This window comes from Comamonas sp. MYb396 (assembly GCF_037479555.1).
Taxonomy (GTDB): Bacteria; Pseudomonadota; Gammaproteobacteria; order Burkholderiales; family Burkholderiaceae_C; genus Comamonas.
Genome location: NZ_JBBGYU010000007.1, coordinates 1 through 22,032, shown reverse-complemented (window position 1 = coordinate 22,032; position 22,032 = coordinate 1). Strand labels below are relative to the sequence as shown.

General features: G+C 63.6%; 27 protein-coding genes. 5 read left to right on the top strand and 22 right to left on the bottom strand.

Annotation, left to right across the window (positions count from 1 at the left end; translation table 11 throughout):
- Window positions 1-356: 356 nt before the first annotated feature.
- From hisF to WH265_RS16375, 8 genes are all read right to left on the bottom strand, one after another.
- Complete coding sequence (gene hisF / locus WH265_RS16410; protein WP_339558992.1) at window positions 357-1,136, bottom strand: imidazole glycerol phosphate synthase subunit HisF; 780 nt, start codon at window positions 1,134-1,136, stop codon at window positions 357-359.
- A 139-nt stretch (window positions 1,137-1,275) separates the two neighbouring features.
- A complete protein-coding gene (gene galE, locus WH265_RS16405; RefSeq protein ID WP_021026069.1) occupies window positions 1,276-2,286 on the bottom strand; it encodes a UDP-glucose 4-epimerase GalE in 1,011 nt (336 codons plus the stop codon).
- A gap of 337 nt (window positions 2,287-2,623) precedes the next feature.
- A complete protein-coding gene (gene hisA / locus WH265_RS16400) occupies window positions 2,624-3,370 on the bottom strand; it encodes a 1-(5-phosphoribosyl)-5-[(5-phosphoribosylamino)methylideneamino]imidazole-4-carboxamide isomerase (protein WP_339519811.1) in 747 nt (248 codons plus the stop codon).
- A gap of 23 nt (window positions 3,371-3,393) precedes the next feature.
- Window positions 3,394-4,062, bottom strand: a complete 669-nt coding sequence (gene hisH / locus WH265_RS16395) for an imidazole glycerol phosphate synthase subunit HisH (protein ID WP_339558991.1) — start codon at window positions 4,060-4,062, stop codon at window positions 3,394-3,396.
- Window positions 4,063-4,100: 38 nt separating this feature from the next.
- Window positions 4,101-4,730 (bottom strand): imidazoleglycerol-phosphate dehydratase HisB, encoded by a 630-nt coding sequence (gene hisB / locus WH265_RS16390; protein ID WP_021026072.1) that lies wholly within the window; start codon window positions 4,728-4,730, stop codon window positions 4,101-4,103.
- Entirely contained in the window at window positions 4,727-5,845 is a 1,119-nt protein-coding gene (gene hisC, locus WH265_RS16385; protein WP_339558990.1) for a histidinol-phosphate transaminase, read from the bottom strand. The genes hisB and hisC overlap by 4 nt, the downstream gene beginning before the upstream one ends.
- 27 nt (window positions 5,846-5,872) lie before the next feature.
- The gene (locus WH265_RS16380) at window positions 5,873-6,313 is read right to left on the bottom strand and encodes a PIN domain-containing protein (RefSeq protein ID WP_339558989.1); all 441 of its coding nucleotides are present in this window, start codon (window positions 6,311-6,313) and stop codon (window positions 5,873-5,875) included.
- On the bottom strand, window positions 6,310-6,570 hold the full coding sequence (locus WH265_RS16375) for a DUF6364 family protein (protein WP_027010710.1): 261 nt from the start codon (window positions 6,568-6,570) through the stop codon (window positions 6,310-6,312). The genes WH265_RS16380 and WH265_RS16375 overlap by 4 nt, the downstream gene beginning before the upstream one ends.
- Window positions 6,571-6,679: 109 nt before the next feature.
- Here WH265_RS16375 and WH265_RS16370 point away from each other — a divergent pair, with 109 nt between their 5' ends.
- Both WH265_RS16370 and WH265_RS16365 read left to right on the top strand, forming a co-directional pair.
- Window positions 6,680-7,555 (top strand): NAD-dependent protein deacetylase, encoded by an 876-nt coding sequence (locus WH265_RS16370; RefSeq protein WP_339558988.1) that lies wholly within the window; start codon window positions 6,680-6,682, stop codon window positions 7,553-7,555.
- Between the two features lie 137 nt (window positions 7,556-7,692).
- Window positions 7,693-9,231: a glycosyltransferase family 39 protein gene (locus WH265_RS16365; RefSeq protein ID WP_339558987.1), complete on the top strand. Its 1,539-nt coding sequence runs from the start codon at window positions 7,693-7,695 to the stop codon at window positions 9,229-9,231.
- Between the two features lie 55 nt (window positions 9,232-9,286).
- On the opposite strand, the gene hisD is transcribed toward WH265_RS16365, so the two are convergent.
- From hisD to WH265_RS16295, 14 genes are all read right to left on the bottom strand, one after another.
- Window positions 9,287-10,606: a histidinol dehydrogenase gene (hisD, locus tag WH265_RS16360; protein ID WP_339558986.1), complete on the bottom strand. Its 1,320-nt coding sequence runs from the start codon at window positions 10,604-10,606 to the stop codon at window positions 9,287-9,289.
- Window positions 10,607-10,675: 69 nt separating this feature from the next.
- Window positions 10,676-11,320 carry an ATP phosphoribosyltransferase gene (gene hisG, locus WH265_RS16355; protein WP_027010712.1) on the bottom strand — a complete coding sequence of 215 codons (645 nt, stop codon included), beginning with the start codon at window positions 11,318-11,320 and terminating at the stop codon, window positions 10,676-10,678.
- A 91-nt stretch (window positions 11,321-11,411) separates the two neighbouring features.
- On the bottom strand, window positions 11,412-11,654 hold the full coding sequence (locus tag WH265_RS16350) for a BolA family protein (protein WP_021026078.1): 243 nt from the start codon (window positions 11,652-11,654) through the stop codon (window positions 11,412-11,414).
- Window positions 11,655-11,757: 103 nt separating this feature from the next.
- Complete coding sequence (locus WH265_RS16345; RefSeq protein WP_021026079.1) at window positions 11,758-12,513, bottom strand: ABC transporter permease; 756 nt, start codon at window positions 12,511-12,513, stop codon at window positions 11,758-11,760.
- Window positions 12,510-13,460, bottom strand: coding sequence for an ABC transporter ATP-binding protein (locus tag WH265_RS16340; protein ID WP_312416543.1), 951 nt, complete (start codon window positions 13,458-13,460; stop codon window positions 12,510-12,512). The genes WH265_RS16345 and WH265_RS16340 overlap by 4 nt, the downstream gene beginning before the upstream one ends.
- 55 nt (window positions 13,461-13,515) lie before the next feature.
- A complete protein-coding gene (locus tag WH265_RS16335; protein WP_339558985.1) occupies window positions 13,516-13,797 on the bottom strand; it encodes an STAS domain-containing protein in 282 nt (93 codons plus the stop codon).
- Window positions 13,798-13,799: 2 nt separating this feature from the next.
- Entirely contained in the window at window positions 13,800-14,447 is a 648-nt protein-coding gene (locus WH265_RS16330) for an MlaC/ttg2D family ABC transporter substrate-binding protein (RefSeq protein WP_021026082.1), read from the bottom strand.
- A 113-nt stretch (window positions 14,448-14,560) separates the two neighbouring features.
- Window positions 14,561-15,331: an MlaA family lipoprotein gene (locus WH265_RS16325; RefSeq protein WP_339558984.1), complete on the bottom strand. Its 771-nt coding sequence runs from the start codon at window positions 15,329-15,331 to the stop codon at window positions 14,561-14,563.
- Window positions 15,332-15,354: 23 nt separating this feature from the next.
- On the bottom strand, window positions 15,355-15,834 hold the full coding sequence (gene mlaD, locus WH265_RS16320; protein WP_021026084.1) for an outer membrane lipid asymmetry maintenance protein MlaD: 480 nt from the start codon (window positions 15,832-15,834) through the stop codon (window positions 15,355-15,357).
- 41 nt (window positions 15,835-15,875) lie between these two features.
- Window positions 15,876-16,658, bottom strand: coding sequence for a lipid asymmetry maintenance ABC transporter permease subunit MlaE (gene mlaE, locus WH265_RS16315; RefSeq protein WP_021026085.1), 783 nt, complete (start codon window positions 16,656-16,658; stop codon window positions 15,876-15,878).
- Window positions 16,658-17,488 carry an ABC transporter ATP-binding protein gene (locus WH265_RS16310; RefSeq protein ID WP_339558983.1) on the bottom strand — a complete coding sequence of 277 codons (831 nt, stop codon included), beginning with the start codon at window positions 17,486-17,488 and terminating at the stop codon, window positions 16,658-16,660. The genes mlaE and WH265_RS16310 overlap by 1 nt, the downstream gene beginning before the upstream one ends.
- A 272-nt stretch (window positions 17,489-17,760) precedes the next feature.
- A complete protein-coding gene (locus tag WH265_RS16305; RefSeq protein WP_445228051.1) occupies window positions 17,761-18,549 on the bottom strand; it encodes an amino acid ABC transporter ATP-binding protein in 789 nt (262 codons plus the stop codon).
- A gap of 54 nt (window positions 18,550-18,603) precedes the next feature.
- Complete coding sequence (locus WH265_RS16300) at window positions 18,604-19,257, bottom strand: amino acid ABC transporter permease (protein ID WP_021026088.1); 654 nt, start codon at window positions 19,255-19,257, stop codon at window positions 18,604-18,606.
- Between the two features lie 209 nt (window positions 19,258-19,466).
- Window positions 19,467-20,279: an amino acid ABC transporter substrate-binding protein gene (locus tag WH265_RS16295; protein ID WP_021026089.1), complete on the bottom strand. Its 813-nt coding sequence runs from the start codon at window positions 20,277-20,279 to the stop codon at window positions 19,467-19,469.
- Window positions 20,280-20,537: 258 nt separating this feature from the next.
- On the opposite strand from WH265_RS16295, the gene WH265_RS16290 reads away from it, so the two are divergent.
- The 3 genes from WH265_RS16290 to WH265_RS16280 all read left to right on the top strand — a co-directional run bounded on the left by WH265_RS16290 (window position 20,538) and on the right by WH265_RS16280 (window position 22,002).
- Complete coding sequence (locus WH265_RS16290; RefSeq protein ID WP_339558982.1) at window positions 20,538-20,975, top strand: DUF3293 domain-containing protein; 438 nt, start codon at window positions 20,538-20,540, stop codon at window positions 20,973-20,975.
- 32 nt (window positions 20,976-21,007) lie between these two features.
- Window positions 21,008-21,307 (top strand): putative quinol monooxygenase, encoded by a 300-nt coding sequence (locus WH265_RS16285; RefSeq protein ID WP_339558981.1) that lies wholly within the window; start codon window positions 21,008-21,010, stop codon window positions 21,305-21,307.
- Window positions 21,308-21,369: 62 nt separating this feature from the next.
- Window positions 21,370-22,002, top strand: coding sequence for a LysE family translocator (locus WH265_RS16280; RefSeq protein ID WP_312989371.1), 633 nt, complete (start codon window positions 21,370-21,372; stop codon window positions 22,000-22,002).
- Window positions 22,003-22,032 lie beyond the last annotated feature (30 nt).

The following is a 22,032-nucleotide window of genomic DNA, read 5'->3' as shown; positions in this document are numbered from 1 at the left end:
GGATCAGGCCCCGCAACACATACGGCGCCAAAGGCGCCGTTGCTTGTGTCAAAAACCAGCCTGAAAAGCCGAGCTTAGAATCTGTTCTTAGAACCTGTTCAAAGTCTCTACGCAGCCGCGTTGGAGTGCAATCGGGATGAGTTCGAAGGGATGGAACGCAGCTTGCACCGGGGTGCAAGCAAGAGCCAGCGCGCAGAAATCGCCCGATTTCACTCCAACCCTTAGGGACAGTGGCTTTGCGAGCGGTCTGCGTTGTTGCAAATCCTCGCAATAGCTGGGCTATTGCTGCGGTGTTGCGCCTAGCATCCCATCTCGCAAAGACACTGTCGCGGCGCGAGGAGACTTTGAACAGGTTCTTAGAGTCGAACCGGAATACCGCGCTCGCGCATGCGCTCTTTGGCCTGCTGCACGGTGAACTCGCCGTAGTGGAAGATGCTGGCCGCCAGCACCGCATCGGCACCACCCTGCTGCACGCCATCGGCCAGGTGGTCGAGGTTGCCCACACCGCCCGAAGCAATGACGGGCACACCCACGGCATCGGCCACGGCACGGGTCAGGGCCAGGTCAAAACCGGACTTGGTGCCATCGCGGTCCATGCTGGTGAGCAAGATCTCTCCGGCGCCGCGCGCGGCCATATCGCTGGCCCAGCGGACAGCGTCCAGCCCCGTGTTCTTGCGCCCGCCGTGGCTGTAAACATCCCAGCCCTCGCCGCGCTCGATGACATCCTGGCCTTGGCGGCGCTTGGCGTCGATGGCGACCACAATGCACTGCGAGCCATAGCGGTCACTGGCTGCATTGATGACAGAAGGATCGGCAATGGCAGCAGAGTTGAAGCTGGTCTTGTCGGCACCGGCATTGAGCAGGCGCCGCACATCGGCCACGGTGCGCACGCCGCCGCCCACGGTCAGCGGAATGAAGACCTGGCTGGCAACCGCCTCGATGATCGGCAAGATCAGATCGCGGCCATCGCTGGTCGCGGTGATGTCCAGAAAGGTCAGCTCATCGGCACCCTGGGTGTTGTAGCGCGCCGCAATTTCCACCGGGTCGCCGGCATCGCGCAGTTCGACAAAATTGACACCTTTGACGACGCGACCGCCGGTGACGTCGAGGCAAGGAATGATGCGTTTGGCAAGCATGGAAGATCTCGTGGCAGATGGGAGCGGTGGCGATAACGCCAGACGGGCAAAACAATAACACGCCCAGCGCTGGCGCGCAGGCTGCGGGCCAGAAAAACGCCTGCAGCGCTTGGGCCGCCAGGCGTTGGGTCAGGATCCGTCAGTGCACGCTACGGCCGGTGCCGATTTGCCAGCGCCAGACATCTTCCATCATGCGATCCAGCCCCAGCTTGGGCTGCCAGCCCAGTTGCGTGCGTGCCTGCGAGATATCCGCCCAGCAATGCGCTGCGTCGCCTGCGCGGCGCGCACCGATGCGAAAAGGCACGGCACGGCCATTGGCATGCTCGAAAGCGCGCACCAGACCCAGTACCGAGGTGGGCTGGCCCGAGCCGATGTTGAAGCGGGCCAGGCCCGCATGGCCGCGCAAATACTGCAAGGTGGCAACATAGGCGCGGGCCAGGTCCATCACATGCAGGTAGTCGCGCACGGGGGTGCCATCGGGCGTAGGGTAGTCGCCGCCATAGATGCGCAGGCCATCGCGCTTGCCGGCAGCCACCTGGGCCAGATACGGTGCGACATGCGAAGACATGCGCGGTGGGTCTTCGGCAATCAGGCCGCTGTCATGGCAGCCCACGGCATTGAAGCTGCGCAGCAAGGCCATGCGCCAGCGCTTGGGCGAGGCTTCATCCAAGCTGCTGAGCACCTGCTCCACCATCAGCGCCGTCTGGCCGTAGGGCGTGCAGGCGGACAGCGGCGCGTCCTCGCGCACCGGGTGCGGCGCCGGATCACCATAGACCACCGACGAGGACGACACCACCAGGTTGCGCAAGCCGGCGGTCTGCATGGCGCGCAGCAGGCCGATGGTGCCCGAGACATTGTTGTCGTAGTAGCGCAGTGGCTCGCGCGCGGCATCGGCAGACGCGGTGAGAAAAGCGCTGTGGATGACCGCATCGAAATGCTGCTCGTCAAACAATTGTTCCAGCACCGCGACATCGCGCACATCGGCATCGATGCAGGGCGGTGCAAAGCCCAGGATCTTGCCCAGCCTGGTGATGACCGAACGCCTTGCATTGCTGAAGTTATCCAGAATCAGGAACGGCATGCCGGCCTCGGCCAAGGCAATGCAGATATGAGAGCCAACATAGCCGGCTCCGCCAGTCACGAGTATCACAGGGGGCTTTCAAAGAGGTCTTGCAGAATGCGCTATCCAAGACTTCTATGGATTCTGGCATCCTGACCAAGCAACCATTGTCTGATAAGCCACAGTTATTCAAAACATTTGTCGGTCATCAGAAGCAGCTGCGGGTAACAACTAGCATTTGTTGACATTTCTCAAATTCGCAGTCACCACACGGACTTAAAAGCGCGGTGTAGTCCAGCTCCCACAGGCCAGACACCAGGGGACAGCCAAGATCGAATACAAACTGTTTCAATTAACACAGATATCAAAAAGGCCACCCGAAGGTGGCCTTGCTGTTCTGCTGTGTTGCAGAGCGTTTCAGCGCCAATCAGACGCTGTCACTCAACTGGTCCGCGCGTTCCTGGGCGGCCGCAAAATCCAGGTCACCGGTGTAGATGGCGCGGCCACAGATGACGCCTTCAACGCCTTCGGGCTCGGCCTTGCACAGGGCCTCGATATCGGCCATGCCCGACAGACCGCCGGAGGCAATGACGGGGATCTTGATCGCCTGGGCCAGCTTGATGGTGGCTTCCATGTTGATGCCGCTGAGCATGCCGTCGCGGCCGATGTCGGTGTAGATGATGGATTCCACGCCCCAGTCCTCAAAGCGCTTGGCCGTCTCGATGACCGAGTGCTGGGTGATCTTGCTCCAGCCATCGGTGGCAACCATGCCGTCCTTGGCATCGAGGCCAACGATGATGTGGCCGGCAAAGGCCGTGCAGGCATTCTGCAGAAAGCCAGGGTCCTTGACCGCAGCGGTGCCGATGATCACGTACTGCATGCCGGCATCGATGTATTTCTCGATGGTGTCCAGGTCGCGAATGCCGCCGCCCAGCTGCACCGGCAGCTCGTCACCAAACTCTTTCAGGATGGCCTTGATGACCGGCAGGTTCTTGGGCTGGCCGGCAAAGGCGCCGTTGAGATCCACCAGATGCAGGCGGCGCGCGCCCGCATCGAACCAGCGGCGGGCGACCGCAACCGGATCTTCGCCAAAGGTGGTGGATTGGTCCATATCGCCTTGCTTGAGGCGAACGCAGTGACCGTCCTTGAGGTCAATCGCAGGAATGAGCAGCATGGTAGTGGGCTGACGGTGAGAATTTAAGGGTTCCAGTGCAGGAAGTTGCGGTAGAGCGCCAGGCCCTGGTCCGCACTTTTTTCTGGATGAAACTGGGTGGCAAAGATGTTGTCGCGGCCAATGGCGCAGGCAAAGCGCTCGCCATACTCGGCCCAGCCGTGGCACTGGGCACCACTGGCGGGGGCCGCATAAAAGCTGTGGACAAAATAGAAATAGGACTGGTCGGGCACGCCTTGCCAGACCGGGTGGGGCTGGCCGCCATGGGCTTGCTGCTGCACCTGGTTCCAGCCCATCTGCGGCACCTTGAAGCGGCTGCCATCGGCCTGGGGGCGGCCCGCCAGCTGGAACTTGCGCACCTGGCCAGCAATCAGGCCCAGGCCCGGGGTGTCGCCCTCTTCGCTGTGGTCCAGCAGCATCTGCATGCCCACGCAAACGCCGAACATCGGCTTGTTGCGGGCCGCTTCCAGCACGCTGTCCTGCAGGCCCGAGGCCTTGAGCTCGGCCATGCAGTCGCGCATGGCGCCCTGGCCCGGCAGCACAATGCGGGTGGCGGCACGCACCACGTCGGGGTCGGCCGTCACCACCACGGCCACGGACGAGCCGGCCGCTGCCGCCTGCACGGCCTGCGATACCGAGCGCAGATTGCCCATGCCGTAGTCCACCACGGCAACGGTATTGGATGAAGTTGTCATAGCAAGAATGAAGTGTAGCGGCTGCCGCCAACGGCAGCTTACAGGGAGCCCTTGGTGGACGGTATCACGCCCGCCATGCGGGGATCATGCTCCAACGCAAAACGCAATGCGCGCGCAAAGGCTTTGAAGATGGTCTCGCACTGGTGGTGGGCATTGAAGCCCTTGAGGTTGTCGATGTGCAAGGTCACGCCGGCATGGTTCACAAAGCCCTGGAAGAACTCGTACACCAGCTGCGTATCAAGCTGGCCAATGCTGCCGGCGGTGAACTTCACATCCATGTGCAGACCCGGGCGGCCGGAGAAATCAATCACCACGCGGCTGAGCGCCTCATCGAGCGGCACATAGGCGTGGCCATAGCGGCGTATGCCCTTCTTGTCACCAATGGCCTTGGCAAAGGCCTGGCCCAAGGTGATGCCGATATCTTCGACCGTGTGGTGGCCGTCGATATGCAGGTCGCCCGCGCACTCGATGTCCAGGTCGATCAGGCCGTGGCGCGCGATCTGGTCGAGCATGTGGTCCAGAAAGCCGATGCCCGAGTTCAGCCGGGCCAGCCCCGTGCCGTCCAGGTTCACACGCACCTGGATGCGGGTCTCGGCGGTATTGCGGGCCACTTCGGCCGTGCGGTGCAGCGGCGTGGCGGTCGATGGGGTGGGCACCAGATTATTCATACAGACTCCTTGAGCGCCGCCAGCATGCGGGCATTTTCTTCACGGGTGCCCACGGTCAGCCGCAGGCACTGGGCCAGCAGCGGGTGCATGGCTGATACATTCTTGACGAGCACGCCACGCGCCCTCATCGCCGCCTGGGTCTTGCCCGCATCGTCCACGCGCATCAGCACCATGTTCGCTTCCGACGGCCAGACCTTGCGCACACCGCCCAGCGCCTGCAGCGCGTCGATCAGCGGCTGGCGTTCTGCGCGGATGGCGCGGGCCTGCTCGGCATAGAGCGCCTCATGCTCCAGCGCAAAAATCGCGGTCTCGCAGTTGAGCACGCTGATGTTGTAGGGCGGGCGCACCTTGTCGATCTCGTTGACGATGACAGCCGGCCCCACCAGGTAGCCCAGGCGCGCACCGGCCAGACCGAACTTGGACAGGGTGCGCATCAGCAGCACATGCGCATTGCGCGCAGGGTCGGCACGCATCTGGTCGATCCAGCTGCGGCTGGCAAAGGGCTGGTAGGCCTCGTCCATCACCACCAGGCCACCCACCTCCGCCACCGCATCGATGACGGCCAGCACCTTGTCGTCGTCCCACAGGGTCGCGGTCGGGTTGTTGGGGTAGGCGATATAGGTGATGGCGGGCTTGTGCTTTGCGATGGCGGCCTGCATCGCGGGCACATCCAGGTCAAAGTCTGCCGTCAGGTTGACGCCCACAAAGTCCAGGCCCTGCAGCTGGGCGGACATGGGGTACATCACAAAACCCGGCATGGGCGCGAGCATCTTGGCGCGGCCTTCGGCATGGGGCTGGGCGGTGGCCAGCGCCAGCAAGGTGATGATCTCGTCCGAGCCATTGCCCAGCAGCACGGCCGTGCCGGTGGGTGCGCCCACATAGTCGGCCAGCATTTTCTTGAGCGTCTCCAGGCGCTCGCCCGGGTAGCGGTTGATTTCCAGCGCGCCCAGCCGCTCGCCCAGCTTTTGCTGCAGCGCGTCTGGCAGGCGGTAGGGGTTCTCCATGGTGTCCATCTTCAGCAGACCCTTGGAATCTTGCACATGATAGGCCTGCATGGCGCGCACATCGGCGCGGATGCGTTGCAGGGCCTGCACAGACTTGTCTTGGGACGTCATCACATCACTCTTTCACATCAGGAATATTCAGGCCTTGGCCTGGGCCGGTGCGGCCTGGCGCAAGGGGTGCACGATGGTCACGCCACCAAATTCGGCGCCATGGGGCAGGTGGAGGCTGAGCATCTGCTGGCAGCCACTGTGCTGGGCGCAGGCGACCGCCAGGCAATCGCCAAAGTCCAGGGCATGGCGCGCCTGCACCGCCCAGGCGGTCTCCAAGGTGGCGGCATCGGTTTTCCAGGGCGTCCAGCTTTGGTAGCGGCGGATGGCGGCGCGTGCGTCGCCTTGGGGCATGGGGCTGGCCGCCGTGGTGACCTGGTCGTAGAACTCGCTCAGCGCCTGGTTGCCGGTGCGGCCGGTGCGGCTGCTCCACAGCAGGTCGAGCCAATCCAAGGTGGCCTGGTAGAGCGCGGCATCCGAGACGTTCTCTGCGGCGACCAGCACCGAGGTATCGACAAACACGGTGCTCATGCGCCCTCCTGCCCTGTCTTGCGGCGGCCGCCGATTTTGCGTGCCGCAGCGGCGCCACCCTGGGGCGTTGCGCCGCCTTGCCAGCTGCGCTCGTCCGTGCGCCAAGCCAGGTAGGCGCGCTCGTAGGCGTCCTCGCGCTGCTGGAGCTCGGCCATAAAATCTCCTACCATGCGCGAGACGCTGGTGCCACGCCGCGCGGCCTCGACCCGGGCCCATTCCAGCACGCTGTCTTCCACAGTGATGGTGAGATTTTTCATGCGGCCGATTTTACACGAAATTCGTGCAACACGAATTTCGTGTCGAAAATCCAGACTGCAGCCATCGGACGTTGCGGGCACTATGATCATTGCAGCCAAGCCCTAAGCCATGCCACTTCTCACCGACCTCCTCCCGCAAGCCCCTGTTTCCGCAGATCTGGCAGCCTTGACCCGCTTGCTGCAGCAGCACCGCCCCTGGACCGTGCTGACCGGCGCGGGCGTGAGCACCGGCAGCGGCATCCCCGATTACCGCGATGCGCAAGGCGCCTGGAAGCGCCCTGCCCCGGTGCGCTTTCAGGATTTCATGGCCGAGACACTCACGCGCCAGCGCTACTGGGCGCGCAGCCTGGTCGGCTGGCCGGTGTTCTCGCAGGCCCAGCCCAATGCCGCGCACCAGGCGCTGGCCCGGCTGGAGCAGGCCGGTTATGTCCAAGGCCTGATCACCCAGAACGTTGATGGCCTGCACCAGCGCGCGGGCAGCGAGCGGGTGGTGGATCTGCATGGCCGGCTCGACCAGGTGGTCTGCATGGGCTGCGGCCAGCGCCTGGCGCGTACTGATTTCCAGCACCAGCTGCTGGCCGCCAACCCCGATTGGCAGCACCTGAGCGCCAGCGCCGCACCCGATGGCGATGCCGACCTGGCCGGCGTGGACTTTGCCGCCTTTCAGGTGCCAGCCTGCCCTGCCTGCGGCGGCATCCTCAAACCCGATGTCGTCTTTTACGGTGAAAACGTGCCAGCCGCGCGCCGCCAGCAAGCCATGGACCACCTGGCTGCCAGCGGCGCACTGCTGGTGGTGGGCAGCTCCTTGATGGTGTATTCGGGCCTGCGCTTTGTGCATGCCGCCAAGCAAGCGGGCCTGCCGGTGGCGGCCATCAACCTGGGCCAGATGCGCGATGACGCGCTGCTGGACCTGAAGCTGGCCCAGGCCTGCGCGCCCGCGCTCAGCAGCCTGGCCGATCTGCTGGCACCCGCCCGCAGCGACTGATATTTTCAGTAACCAAAACCCCCGCCTGCTGCCCCGCCAACGGTAGATGCAGCCGATAGCCTGCAGCTACACTAGCCAGCTTTACAAAGCCCACCCAGCCCCTGACACAGCCTCAAGCGCTGTGAGCGCTCCACTGCATGCCCCCTGCCATCCCCCACCCACTCCAGCCGCACGACCACCAAAAAGCGTTGCGCACCATGCTGGCCTTTGCCTGCCTGTACGCCCTGGCCTGGACCCTCATGCCACCGCTGCTGGCCCCCAGCTTTCCGCTGGATGTGGTCGAGAGCCTGGGCTGGGGCCGCGAATGGCAATGGGGTTACTACAAGCACCCGCCGCTGCCGCCGATTGCGTTGCATGTGTCCTTTCTGGCACTGGGCCGCTGGGGCCCGTTTGCACTGAGCCAGCTGTGCGTGGCGCTGACCTTGTGGCTGGTCTGGCTGACCGCCTGCCGCCTGCTGGGGCGCGAGCGCGCCTTTATCGGCACGGTGCTGACCATGGGCGTGGTCTTCTACACCCGGCCCGCGCTGGAGTTCAACCACAATATTGCGCAGATGCCGTTTTGGGCGGGCATCTGCTACTTCTACCTGGCCGCCTGGCAGGACGACAAGCGCTGGCAATGGCTGATGCTGGGCCTGATGGCGGGCCTGGGGTTGCTGAGCAAATACTCCATTGGCTTGCTGCTGCTCTGCCTGGGCCTGTTTACGGTGCTGAGCCCCGCACGCAGCCTGCTGCGTCGTCCAGGCCCCTGGCTGGCCTTGCTGGTGATGGCGCTGGTGTTTGCACCGCACCTGCTTTGGCTGCACAACAATGACTGGCTGCCTTTCTCCTATGCCAAGGACCGCTCCAACAGCTCCGGCGAATCGCCGCGCGCCGGCGCGCTGGGTTTTTTGCTGACCCAGCTGCTCAACCACCTGCCGCTCTTGCTGATAGTGCTGTTTGCCTTTTTGCGGCTGCGCTGGTCCAGGCTGCGGCCTGCAGTGTCCGCCCCCTGGCAATGGCACAGCGCCAAGCCGGCCTACCTGTGCCTCATCGCACTGGCCCCCGGTTTGCTGCTGGCGGCCCTGGGCATGGCCCTGGGCTTGCGTCTGCGCGATATGTGGGGCGTGCCGATGTGGCCTTTCAGCGGCGTGCTGGCAGCGGCGCTGATCCCCAGCGCCTGGCTCGCGCCCATGCGCCCTTATCTGCTGCGCGGCACCATCGTGTGGCTCACGTTGATTTCCGTGCTCTGCGGTGTGTACCTGTGGAAGATCTCGGACTTCCGCAGGAGCCCCGTGCGCAGCGACTGGCCTGCCGCCGCGCTGGCTAAGCAGGCCGAAGCCACCTGGGATTCGCTGTCCAGCTGCCCGCTCGATACCGTGGCCAGCGATGCCTGGACTGGAGGCCTCGTCGCCATCGGCGCCCAAAGCCAGCCCTCGGTGCTGATCCCGGGCGACCCGCGCCATTCGCCCTGGGCCACGGCCGAGCGCCTGCAGCAGCATGGTGTGCTGCGGATCTGGCAGGCGCAAGAAGATGCGGATCGGGATGCACCCACTGGGCCGTATCCGGTACTGGATGGGCTGCAAGGCATGCGCCTGCACGAGGGTGCCTGGAGCATTCCCTGGCCCCGGGGCCAGAGCCGCGCCCAGCTGGTGGTGCAGTGGCAAGCCTATGTGCCGGCAGCCTGCGAGCGCCACTGAGCAGCCGGTGCTGCCCCTGTCTTGGTGACGCGGGGCGGCGTCAAGCCATTGGGGTTTAGCGCTTGATGCGCATCTCGGCTGCGCGCGCGTGGCCTTGCAGGCCTTCGCCATAGGCCAGCACCGCCGCGGTCTTGCCCAGCACCTGGGCGCCCGCCTCGCTCACCTCGATCAGGCTGGAGCGCTTTTGGAAGTCATAGACACCCAGCGGCGACGAGAAACGCGCGGTGCCGCTGGTGGGCAGCACATGGTTGGGGCCTGCGCAGTAGTCGCCCAGGCTTTCGCTGGTGTAGGCACCCAGGAAGATTGCGCCCGCATGCTTGAGCAAGGGCTCCCAGCGGTGCGGATCGCGGCTGGAGACTTCCAAGTGCTCGGGCGCAATGCGGTTGCTCAGCACGCAGGCCTCTTCCATGTTGCGCGTCAGGATCAGTGCTCCCCGGTCCGACAGGCTCTTGGCGATGATGGCCTTGCGCGGCATCTCGGGCAGCAGGCGGTCGATTTCGCGCTGCACGGCATCCAGGTAGGCGGCATCGGGGCAAAGCAGAATCGACTGCGCCAGCTCATCGTGCTCGGCCTGCGAGAACAGGTCCATCGCTACCCAGTCGGGCGGCGTCGAGCCATCGGCCAGCACCAGAATTTCGCTGGGGCCGGCAATCATGTCGATGCCCACCAGGCCGAACACGCGCTTTTTGGCGCTGGCCACATAGGCATTGCCCGGGCCGGTGATCTTGTCCACCTTGGGGATGGTGGCCGTGCCATACGCCAGCGCCGCCACGGCCTGTGCGCCGCCAATGGTGAAGGCGCGGTGTACGCCCGCCACATAGGCCGCAGCCAGCACCAGCGGGTTCTTCACGCCCTGGGGCGTGGGCACCACCATGATGATGTCTTCCACACCGGCCACATGGGCGGGGATGGCGTTCATCAGCACGCTGCTGGGGTAGGCGGCCTTGCCGCCTGGCACATAGATGCCCACGCGGTCCAGCGGCGTGACCTTCTGGCCCAGCAAGGTGCCGTCTTCGTCGCGGTAGCTCCAGCTCTCGCCATTGGCCTTTTTCTGGGCCTCGTGGTAGCTGCGCACGCGGCGGGCTGCGGATTCAAGCGCCTCGCGCTGCTCAGTGGGCAGGCCCTCAAAGGCGGCCTTGAGCTCTTGCTTGCTCAACTCCAGCGCAGCCATGCTGCTCACCTGCAGGCCATCAAAGCGCGCGGTGTAGTCCAGCACGGCGGCATCGCCGCGCTTTTGCACATCCGCCAGGATATCTGCCACCCGCTGCTCGATGGCAGCGTCCGTGTCTGCCGACCAATGCAGGCGCTGAGCAAAATCATGCTCGAACTGGGCATCGGTGGTTGACAGACGGGCGGGAGTGGCAACGAATTCCATAGTGATTACCTTCTGACTCAGACACTTTTCAAACAGGCAGGTGCCAGCCTGGGGGATGGTAGGTGCGGCTTAGCTGTTCTGGGCCACGCCGGCGGCGAACACATCGATGATATGGCGCAGGCGCTTTTGCTTGAGCTTGAGCGCCGCCTGGTTCACCACCAGGTGGGAGCTGATGTCGATAATGTGCTCGACTTCCTGCAGGTGGTTGGCGCGCAGGGTATTGCCGGTGCTCACCAGGTCAACGATGGCATCGGCCAGGCCGGTCAGCGGCGCCAGCTCCATACTGCCGTAGAGCTTGATCAGGTCCACGTGCACGCCCTTGCGCGCAAAGAACTCGCGGGCAATCTGCGGGTACTTGGTGGCCACGCGCAGGCGTGCGCCGCGCTTGACGGCCTGGGCATAGTCAAAGTCGTTGCGCACCGCCACGCTCACGCGGCACTTGGCGATCTGCAGATCGAGCGGCTGGAAGAGACCCTCGCCGCCATGCTCGAGCAAGGTGTCCTTGCCGGTCACGCCCAGGTCGGCGCCGCCGTATTGCACATAGGTGGGCACATCGGAGGCGCGCACCAGCACCACCTGCACATCGGGCTGGGTGGTGGCAAAAATCAGCTTGCGCGACTTTTCGGGGTCTTCGAGCACCTCGATGCCTGCAGCGGCCAGCAGCGGCAGGGTTTCGTCAAAAATGCGGCCTTTGGAGAGGGCCAAGGTGATCATGGTGGTGTTGTCCATGGGGCACTTTCGCCAGCGGCAGCCTGCGCATCCTTGCCGGATGGGGCTGGGCCAGCCTGGGTTGATACAAGAAAAATCAGGCCTGCTGGGCAGCCCACTCGGCAGGGGTGTGCGTCTTCATCGACAGTGCATGCACCTCATCGGTATGCATCTTCTGGCCCAGGGTCGCGTAGACCAGCTGGTGGCGCTGGATCAGGCGCTTGCCTTCAAAGGCAGGCGACACGATGGTGGCAAACCAGTGGCGGCCGTCGCCTTCCAGCGCAATATGTTCGCAGGCCAGGCCGGCGGTGATGATGTCTTTGAGGTCCTCAGCAGTCATTGCACGCTCTCACTTAGTCGGTTCTAAATGCCTGCCAGCCGCTCCGTGGGGCGGGCTGCTGGCCAGGCGACTGCAGCCACGCGTGGGCTGCAGCCAATGTTCATCAGTTGCGGATCTTGTAGCCGGTGCGCAGCAGCTGCACGGCCAATGCACTCACCAGCAGCCAGGCGACCGCCACAATGCCCAGGCTCAGCCAGGGCGAGGTGTCGCTCTGGCCAAAAAAGCCATAGCGAAAGCCGTCGATCATGTAGAAGAACGGGTTCAGGTGGCTGACCTTTTGCCAGAACGGGGGCAGCGACTGGATCGAATAGAACACGCCCGACAGAAAGGTCATCGGCACGATCACAAAGTTCTGGAACGCAGCCATCTGGTCGAACTTGTCCGCCCACAGGCCGGCCAGCAGGCCCAGCGTACCCATCAGGCCCGCACCCAGCACGGCAAACATCAGCACCCAGGGCAGCGATGCAAAATGCGGCGGCGCAAAGAACAAGGTGATCACATAGACACCCAGGCCGACGGCCAGGCCCCGCACGATGGAGGCACCGACAAAGGCAAAGAACCAGCCCCAGTGCGACAGCGGCGTCAGCAGCACAAACACCAGGCTGCCCATGATCTTGCTTTGCACCAGGCTCGACGAGCTGTTGGCAAAGGCGTTTTGCAGCAGGCTCATCATCACCAGGCCCGGCACCAGGAAAGCGGTGTAGCTGACATCGCTGAACACCGTCACGCGGCCTTGCAGCACATGGCCAAAGATCAGCAGGTAGAGCACGGCGGTCAGCACCGGCGCGGCCACGGTCTGGAAGCTCACCTTCCAAAAACGCAGCACTTCTTTGTAAAACAGGGTTTGCCAGCCGCTCATCGTGCCACTCCCGCACCCAGTTGCGTGGTGGCATGGTCCACCACGGCATCGCGCGCCATCACTTGCAAGAACACATCCTCCAGGTCCGCGCGGCGGATCTCCAGGTCTTCCACCACCACACCTGCCGTGCGCAGCTGGGCAAGGATGCGTTCCACATCCGCTGCGCTGCTGGCGGGCAACTGCACAATGCGGCCGGTGATGCGCGCCTGGGCAGCCAGATCGGCCGGCAGCAGGCCATCGGTCTTGAACTGCAGCACGTTCGAGGAGCTGCCCTGCAGCAGCTCGGCCATGGTCGACAGCGCCACCACATGGCCCGAGCGTAGCATCGCAATGCGGTTGCACAGCGCTTCGGCCTCTTCCAGGTAATGGGTGGTGAGCAGCACCGTATGGCCTTGCTTGTTGAGCTTGCTGACGAACTGCCACAAGGTCTGGCGCAACTCCACATCGACACCGGCCGTGGGTTCATCGAGCACGATGATCGGCGGCTTGTGCACCAGCGCCTGGGCAACGAGCACGCGGCGCTTCATGCCGCCGCTCAGCTGGCGCATATTGGCCGAGGCCTTGTCGGCCAGGCCCAGGCTCTCGAGCAGCTCATCGATCCAGGCATCGTTGTTCTTCACACCGAAATAGCCGGACTGGATGCGCAGCGACTCGCGCACATTGAAAAAGGGATCAAACACCAACTCCTGCGGCACGATACCGAGCTTGCGGCGCGCGTTGGCGTAATCCTCGCGCACATCGCTGCCCAGCACCTTGACGGAGCCACTGCTGGCGCGGGCAAGGCCGGCCAAAATACTGATCATGGTGGTCTTGCCCGCGCCGTTGGGGCCGAGCAGGCCAAAGAACTCCCCTTCCTCGATATCGAGGCTGACGTTGTTCAATGCCTGGAAGGGCCCCTTGGCGGTCTGGTAGACCTTGGAGACGGATTGGAATGCGATGGCGGACATGAGTCGGCCATTGTAGGCGCAGCGGCCAGATGGCGCTGTCCTGGGGATTCAGCGCTCAGCCGGCGGTGGTCAGCAGGCCATCAACACCATAGAGGCGGGCCAGCGACAGCAGCGGCGCGGACACGCCGCGCATCTCAAAGGGCCGGCCGGCCCCCAGTGCCGCGCGCCGGCTGCCCAGCATCACCGCCAGCGCCGACGAGTCAAACACCGCCAAGGCACTGGCATCGATCTGCACCGCAGCGCCCGCAGGCAGCTGCGCCATGCCCGCCTGCAAGTGCTGCAGGCAGGCATGGGCCTGGTCATGGGTCAAGGTCGAAGGCAGGCTGAGCGCGGCCATGCTTACTTGCCTGCGTTGGCCTTGTTGCGGGCAGCGATCGAGTCGATCAAGGTCTGCGGGCTGCCACCGGGCTTGTTCAACTCTTCCTGGAACTGGTTGCGGTAGGTCTCCACCATCCAGATGCCCATCACGTTGAGGTTGTAGATCTTCCAGCCCATGCCCTGGCCCGGCGTCTTTTGCAGGCGGTAGTCCAGCTGGATCGGGTCACCACGGCCCAGGATCTCGGAGCGCACCACCACCTCTTTGTCGCCTGCCTGCATGCGCACCGGCTTGACATTGATGGTCTGGTTGCTCACCTGGTGCAGCGCACCGGCGTAGGTGTTGACCATCAGCTTCTTGAACTCATCTTGCAGTTGCTGCTGCTGCGCAGCCGTGGCCGTGCGCCACTTGGGGCCAACGGCCGAAGCCATCATGCGGCGGAAATCCACATTGGGCATGACCACGCTGTCGACATACGAGGTGATCTTGGAGACATCACCACCGCGGATGGACTGGTCGGTCTTCAAGGTGTTGAGCACCTCGTCCGAGAGTTGCTTGATCATGGCGTCGGGCGCCATGTCGGCGGCGCTGGCCACCAGAGGGGCCGATGCCATGCAGGCCACGGCAGCCACTGCGGCGGAGTACTGCACCCATGCGCGACGATTGAACATATGCTTTCCTTTCAGCCCAGGTCTGCGATTCAGACTCAGAGCACTTTTGATGCTGAGGCGGCCATGCAGTTGCATGCACCGCTCTATTTCTTGTAAGTCTTTACAACGCCGGCTTATTTGACGCCGCCCTGGGGCTGGGGGTCAGCGGCCGACTCATTCATCCACTGGGTCTCGTCCTCGTCCTCAGCGGACTGGCTGGCGTTCTGGCGCAGCTGCAGGTAGGCGTCACGGGTGAAGCTGTACTTGTCGAGTGCCGCAGACTGCACCAGCGATGTGGTGCCCAGCAGGTTGGCGCGGGTGTTGACGATACGCAGGCCGGTCAGCGAGTTGCGCACCGGCACATCGTTGATCGAGCTGACCACATTGCCTTGCCAGTCCACCACCATGCCGGCGGAGTCACGGATGGTCGAGGGGCCCAGCAAAGGCCAGACGATGTAGGCACCGGAGGGCATGCCGTAGCGCGCCAGGGTCAGGCCAAAGTCCTGCTTGTGGCGCTCGATGTCCATCTCGCTGGCGATATCGATCAGACCGCCCAGACCAAACACGGTGTTGGTGGTAAAGCGCACCACGCTGTTGTAGGTGCCCTCGCCCTTGAGCTGCAGCGCGTTGTTCACGGCCGACCACAGGTCACCCAGGTTGGCGAAGAAGTTGGTCACGGCGGTGCGCACCACAGTCGGCGTCACATCGCGGTAGCCGGTGGCCACGGGCTCGAGCACCGCGCTGTCGACGGCATCGTTGAAGCTGAACATCGCCCGGTTGTAGGGCTCCAGCGGGTCGCGGGGGTTGGCGCCAGGGCCGCTGGCGCAGCCGGCCAGCAGCGCAGCCAGGCCCAGGGAAGAGGCCAGCATCCAGGTGCGGGCTGGGAGGTGGATTGGATAACGCATCATCGTTCTCTTTTTTGCTTGTGTTATTCGGCAGCCTTGGGTGCGGAGCTCTCCGAGGCCTTGCCATACAGGAACTGGCCGATCAGATTTTCCAGCACGATGGCAGATTGTGTATTGGTGACGGTATCACCACTGACCAAGGGCTTTTCATCAAAGCCGGCCTCCACGCCCACGTACTGGTCGCCCAGCAGGCCGCTGGTCAGGATCTTGAACGAGCTGTCCTTGGGAAAGGCGTAGCCATTGGTCAGCTCGATATGGACATCGGCCTGGAAGGTCTGGTCATTGAAGCCGATGCTTTTGACACGGCCGACCTTGACGCCGGCGCTGCGCACGGCCGCCTGCGGCTTCAAGCCGCCAATGTTGTCAAAGCGGGCGGTGACCTCATAGCCTTTGTTGAAATCCAGGGTCAGCAGATTGCCTGCGCGCAGCGCCAGGAACACCAGCGCGGCGGCGCCCAGCATGACAAACAGGCCAACCCAGATATCGGTTTTGGAGGGCTGCATATGCGAATCCGTTTCTCTTTTCTCTATCTACAGGGCAGGCGTCAGATGCTGAACATCATGGCCGTGAGCATGAAGTCCAGCGCCAACACCGACAACGAGGCCATGACCACGGTGCGCGTGGTGGCACGCGAGACACCTTCGGGGGTGGGCTTGGCGACAAAGCCTTGGAGCAAGGCGACAAAGGTCACCGTGATGCCGAAGACGATGCTCTTGATCACGCCGTTGCCCAGATCCTGGAACACATCGACACCGCTTTGCATCTGGCCCCAGAAAGCGCCGCCATCGATGCCCAGCATCAATACGCCAACAATCCAGCCGCCCATGATGCCGACGGCACTGAACACCGCCGCCAGCAGCGGCATCGCAATCAGGCCGGCCCAAAAGCGCGGCGCCAGAATGCGCTCGATCGGATTGACGGCCATCATCTCCATGGCCGAGAGCTGCTCGCCCGCCTTCATCAGGCCAATCTCGGCCGTCAATGCGGTGCCGGCACGGCCAGCAAACAGCAGCGCCGTCACCACCGGGCCCAGCTCGCGCAGCAGGGTCAGCGCCACCATCATGCCCACGGCCTCGGCCGAGCCGTAGCGCTGCAGGATGTAGTAGCCCTGCAGCCCCAGCACAAAGCCGACAAAGAGGCCCGAGACGCCAATGATGGCCAGCGAATAATTGCCCAAAAAGTGGATCTGGTCGCGCAGCAGGCCCGGACGCTTGAGCACATAGCCCAGCCCGGCGACCAGGCGCAGCAGCAGGCGCGTGGCCTGGCCCACCGCCGCAGCCTTGGAGCGCAGCGCAAAACCGATATCAGCAGGGTGCCACCAACGCATCAGCGGCCTCCCTTCTTGGCGGCGCCAGGGCCAAAATCTTCATCGATGCTGGGCCCTTGCACATGGAAAGGCACGGGCCCCTGCGCCAGCGCGTTGACAAACTGGTGCACGAGCGGGTCGCTGCTGGCACGCACCTCATCGGGCGTACCCTGCGCGGCCACCACCCCAGGGCCCAGGATGATCACCTGGTCGGCCAGTTTGAAGGTCTCTTCCAGATCGTGCGAGACGATGATGCTGGTCAGGCCCAGCGCGTCGTTGAGCTCGCGGATCAGCTGCGCCGAGGTGCCCAGCGAAATCGGGTCGAGCCCCGCAAAGGGCTCGTCGTACATGATGAATTCCGGGTCCAGCGCCATGGCACGGGCCAGCGCCACGCGCCGGGCCATGCCGCCGGAGATCTGCGATGGCATCAAATCGCGCGCGCCGCGCAGGCCCACGGCCTGCAGCTTCATCAGCACAATGTCGCGCACCATCGCATCGGACAGCTTGGTGTGTTCGCGCAGCGGAAAAGCCACGTTCTCGAACACCGTCATATCGGTGAACAGCGCGCCAAACTGGAACAGCATGCCCATGCGGCGCCGCGCGGCATAGAGCTGCGCCTGGCTCATCGCCCCCACATCCTGGCCGTCGAGCAACACCTGGCCGGCCTGGGCGCGGGCCTGGCCGCCAATCAGGCGCAGCACCGTGGTTTTGCCGCCACCGGATGCGCCCATCAGCGCAGTCACCTTCCCACGCGGGATGGTCAGCGACACATCACGCAAGATGGTGCGGTCACCATAGCCAAAGGTGACATTGCGCAGTTCGACAAGAGGTGGTGAGGCAGAAGATTGCATAGAAAAGCCGGCAACATCCGGCATCGTCATCATAAGAGGGGGCAGGGCTCTTTTCTGTAGTCAGTTGCCGCAGCGCAAGCCATCAAGCTTACCGCTTGTAACAAACATTCATGAATGTATTTATATAGCCAGATCGTAACCCGGACGGGCTAAGCCCCGCAAGGCAACAGGCTATTGCTGTCGCTTGCCTGATCGGGCAAGTCTTCAGCATCGCACAGGCAGCCTCTTGGCCCGTTGTTCACAGCGTCAACAACGGTGAGAAGCGCCCACGATTAAAGCATATTGTCCAAAAAGGAACGAATGCGGGGATGGCTGCAGTCCTCGAAGAAGGCGCGCGCAGGCTTGGCCTCGATCAGGGCGCCCTGGTCCATGAACACCACGGTATTGGCCACCTCGCGGGCAAAGCCCATTTCGTGGGTGACCACCAGCATGGTCATGTGCTCCTCGGCCAGCTGGCGCATGGTGCGCAGCACTTCGCCGGTCAGCTCCGGGTCCAGCGCCGAGGTGGGCTCGTCAAACAGCATGATGTCCGGCTCCATCGCCAGCGCCCGGGCAATGGCCACGCGCTGCTTTTGGCCGCCTGACAGCCGCGCCGGATAGGCATCGGCCTTCTCCAGCAGACCCACCTTGCGCAGCAGCTCCTGGGCCTTGGGCATGATCTGCTCGCGCGTCAGGCCCTTGACGACCATCGGTGCCTCGGTGATGTTGTCGATCACCGACAGATGTGGGAACAGGTTGAAGCCCTGGAAGACCATGCCCATGCGGCGCAAAATGGCGCGCATCTGGGCCTCGGGTGCGTACTGGGCCTGGCCCTGTGCATTGGTGCTGACCAAGGTCTGGCCCTCGACCACGACCGAGCCCGAATCGATCACTTCGAGGTGGTTCAAGCAGCGCAGAAAGGTGCTCTTGCCCGAACCCGAGGGCCCGATCACCGCCATCACCTCGCCCTTGTGGATATCGAGCGAGACGCGCTTGAGCACCTCGTTGCCATTGAAGGCCTTGCAGATATCACGCGCCTGCACCATCACCGGGGTGCCCATGTCATTGCCTGTCATCGCCATTCTCCTGCGCTGTTCACCGTTGCCGCTTTCCATCCACCGACCGCTACCAGCCACTTATGCGTCGTATTTCGCATAGCGCTTTTCCAGGCGGTTGAAGCCCCAGGTCAGCACCAGGGTCATCAGCAGGTAGAAGGCGGCCGCCACCACAAAGGGCGTGGTCGTGAAGTCGCGCTGCACAATGCCGCGCGCAGCGCGCAGCAGGTCGTTGAGGGCGAGCACATAGATCAGCGAGGTGTCCTTGACCAGGGTGATGGTCTCGTTGCTGACCGGCGGCAAAATGGTGCGCACCATCTGCGGCAGCACAATGCGGCGCATGGTCTGGCTGTAGGACAGGCCCAGCACCTTCGCGCCTTCGTACTGGCCCCGGTCCACGCTCTGGATACCGGCGCGGAAGATCTCGGCAAAATAGGCCGCGTAGTTCAGCGCGAATGCCACGACGGCCGAGGGGAAGTCCGGCAGGCGCACGCCGATCACCGGCACAAAGGGCAGCGCAAAGTAAATGAACAGCAGCTGCAGCATCAGCGGCGTGCCGCGCATCAGCCAGATATAGGCCTCCACAAAGCGCGCCAGCGCCTTGAAGCGCGAGATGCGCGCCAACGCCAGGGCCAGACCCAGTGGCACCGACAGCGCCAGGGTGATGAAAAACAGCTTGAGAGTCACCAGGGCGCCGTTGGACAGCGGCCCCAGCATTGAAATTACATAATCCATCGATGGCCTTCAGGGTGGCAGCGGCTTCGCGGGCTTCGCTGCCACAGGCACGAGCGCCTTGGAACGCGTTGGCGCTCCTGGTGTGGCACTCCTGTCAAAAAAATCCGTTCTGGCCGCCGGGCAGCGCCCAGCGCTGCGGCGGCCATGGGCTGCGCCCAAAAGCACAAGACCGGCACGCTGTGCCGGCCCGGTGCCAAGTCACACGCAGATCAGTGCTTGATCACGTCGGCGCCAAACCACTTCTTGGCGATTTCTTCGGCCTTGCCGTCCTTCTTCATCTCAGACAGCACGTCGTTGATCTTGTTGCGGGTGGCTTCGTCGTCCTTGCGGAATCCCACGCCATAGTCTTCAGTGCCAAAGTCTTCAGCCAGCACCACATAGTTGTCAGGCTTCTTGGAGACCAGGTAACGGCCCACGACCTCGTCCACCACCACCACGTCCAGACGGCCAGCTTCCACGTCCATCAGCGCAGCGATGTTGTCGCCAAACAGCTTGGTTTCCTTGAATTGGGCGGACAGCTCCTTGTCCTTTTCCATCGCGGTCACGGCGCTGGAGCCTTCCTGGGCGCCAACGATCTTGCCTGCCATGTCGGCCTTGGTCTTGATCGGCGAGCCGGCCTTCACGATGATGATCTGCTTGTTGACCATGTAGGGGTCGGTGAAGAGGATCTTTTCCTTGCGCTCTTCCAGAATGGTCAGGCCATTCCACAGTGCATCGACGCGCTTGCCCAGCAGCTCGGCTTCCTTGGCGTTCCAGTCGATGGGCTTGAATTCCACTTCGATGCCAGCGCGCTTGGCCGCTTCGCGGGCCATGTCGATGTCAAAACCCACGATTTCGTTCTTCTCGTCACGGAAACCCATGGGCGGGAAGTTGTCGTCCAGACCCACCACCAGCTTGGTGACCGCCGCCGCAACAGGCGCAGGCGCGGGTGCTTCAGCCGCAGGCTTGGGCGCATCATTCTTGCCGCAAGCGGTGAGCAAGGCAGTCAGCGCCAGGGTGGCAACGAAAGAACGTTTTTTCATGTGTCTCAACCAAAGAGAAAGACAAAATAAGAGCACTTGGCTTGTTTTGTACAAGCATCAGCGTGCAGGCGAATCGCGTATTGTCTCCGATCACACGAAATTCGTGTCGCTTGTGTGGAAAACTCTGCCGGCCTAGTCGGACGTCCGCAAGCCGCTACGATGGCTGCCCCGGCCGCCATCTGGCGACCAGGGCATCTTGACATCACGGCTGTCTCTTGCCGCGCGTGCATGATTTACAACACTGGCGGCCCCTTATTTATGACCACCCTCTCGCCCGAACTGCGCAAGGCCTTTGAAGAAACCCAGTACCACGTGCTGAACCAGGCCCCGTTCATCCTGCAGCTGGGCCAGGTCCAGGCAGCGCTTGGCGCCCTCTACCAGCAGCACCAGACCGATTGCAGTTGCTTCATCACCGCCTTCAACCCCATGGGCGAGCTGCTGGACAAGGACGAGAACATCGAGCGCCATGCCCAATTGGGCCGCGCGCTGGGCATTGCCGGCTTTGCCGCGCTGCCCGCCGTTGCCCAGCACCCGGCCAACGGCTGGCCGGCCGAGCCGGGGTTTCTCGTCATCGGCATGGGCCGCGACGATGCCCAGCGCTGGGCCGCGCAGTGGGAGCAGTTGGCGGTGGTATGGACCAGCGCCGACATGGTGCCCCAGCTGTTGGAAACCAAGGTACCCGGCTGGATGCGCTGACCCCGACTGCCAACCCTTTGAGAGGAAAACCCATGCTGTTGATCGTTGGCACCGTCCGCCTGCCCGCCGCGAACCTGGAACGCGCCCTGCCCGCCATGCGGGCGATGGTGGAAGCCTCACGCGCCGAGCCAGGCTGCCTGGAATATGGCTATGCCCAGGATGTGCTGGTGCCCGGGCTGATCCATGTCAAAGAGCTCTGGAGCGACCAGGCCGCGCTCGATGCGCACTTTGCCTCCAGCCATATCCAGGCCTGGCGCGCTGCCTGGCCTGCGCTGGAGATGGGCGAGCGCAATCTGCGCGTCTATGAGGTGGGCGCGCCGCGCAGCACCTGATCGCAGCTGGCGCTCTCCTCTCCGACTGCTCTCTTCTCCACCCCACCGCTTGCACGCCGCCCATGCCTGAATTCCACAACTGGCTCGCCTTTGGCCTTATTTCCCTGGGCATGGTCCTGACCCCCGGGCCCAACATGGTCTACCTGATCTCGCGCTCGATATGCCAGGGGCGTGTTGCCGGGCTGATCTCGCTGGGCGGCGTGGCCCTGGGCTTTGTCTTCTACATGCTGTGCGCGGCCCTGGGCATCACCGCGATCGTGATGGCCATCCCCTACGCCTATGACGCACTGCGCATTGGCGGCGCGCTGTACCTGCTGTACCTGGCCTGGCAGGCCGTCAAGCCAGGCGGCCGCTCCCCGTTTGCGCTGCGCCAGTTGCCGCAGGACAGCCCGCGCAAGCTGTTTGCGATGGGTTTTTTGACCAACCTGCTCAACCCCAAGATTGCCGTGATGTATTTGTCGCTGCTGCCGCAGTTCATCACACCGGCACAGGGCAGCGTTTTTTCGCAGTCGATGGTGCTGGGCTTCACGCAGATCGTTATCAGCATCAGCGTAAATGCCGCCATCGCGATGCTGGCCGGCTCGATCGCCGTGTTTCTGGCCAGCCGCCCCAGCTGGGTGCAGCTGCAGCGCTGGTTGATGGGCACCGTGCTCGCAGGCCTGGCGCTGCGCATGCTGACTGAGGCCCGCAAATAAATCAGGCGCTGCAGCCCCGTGGGGCTGCAG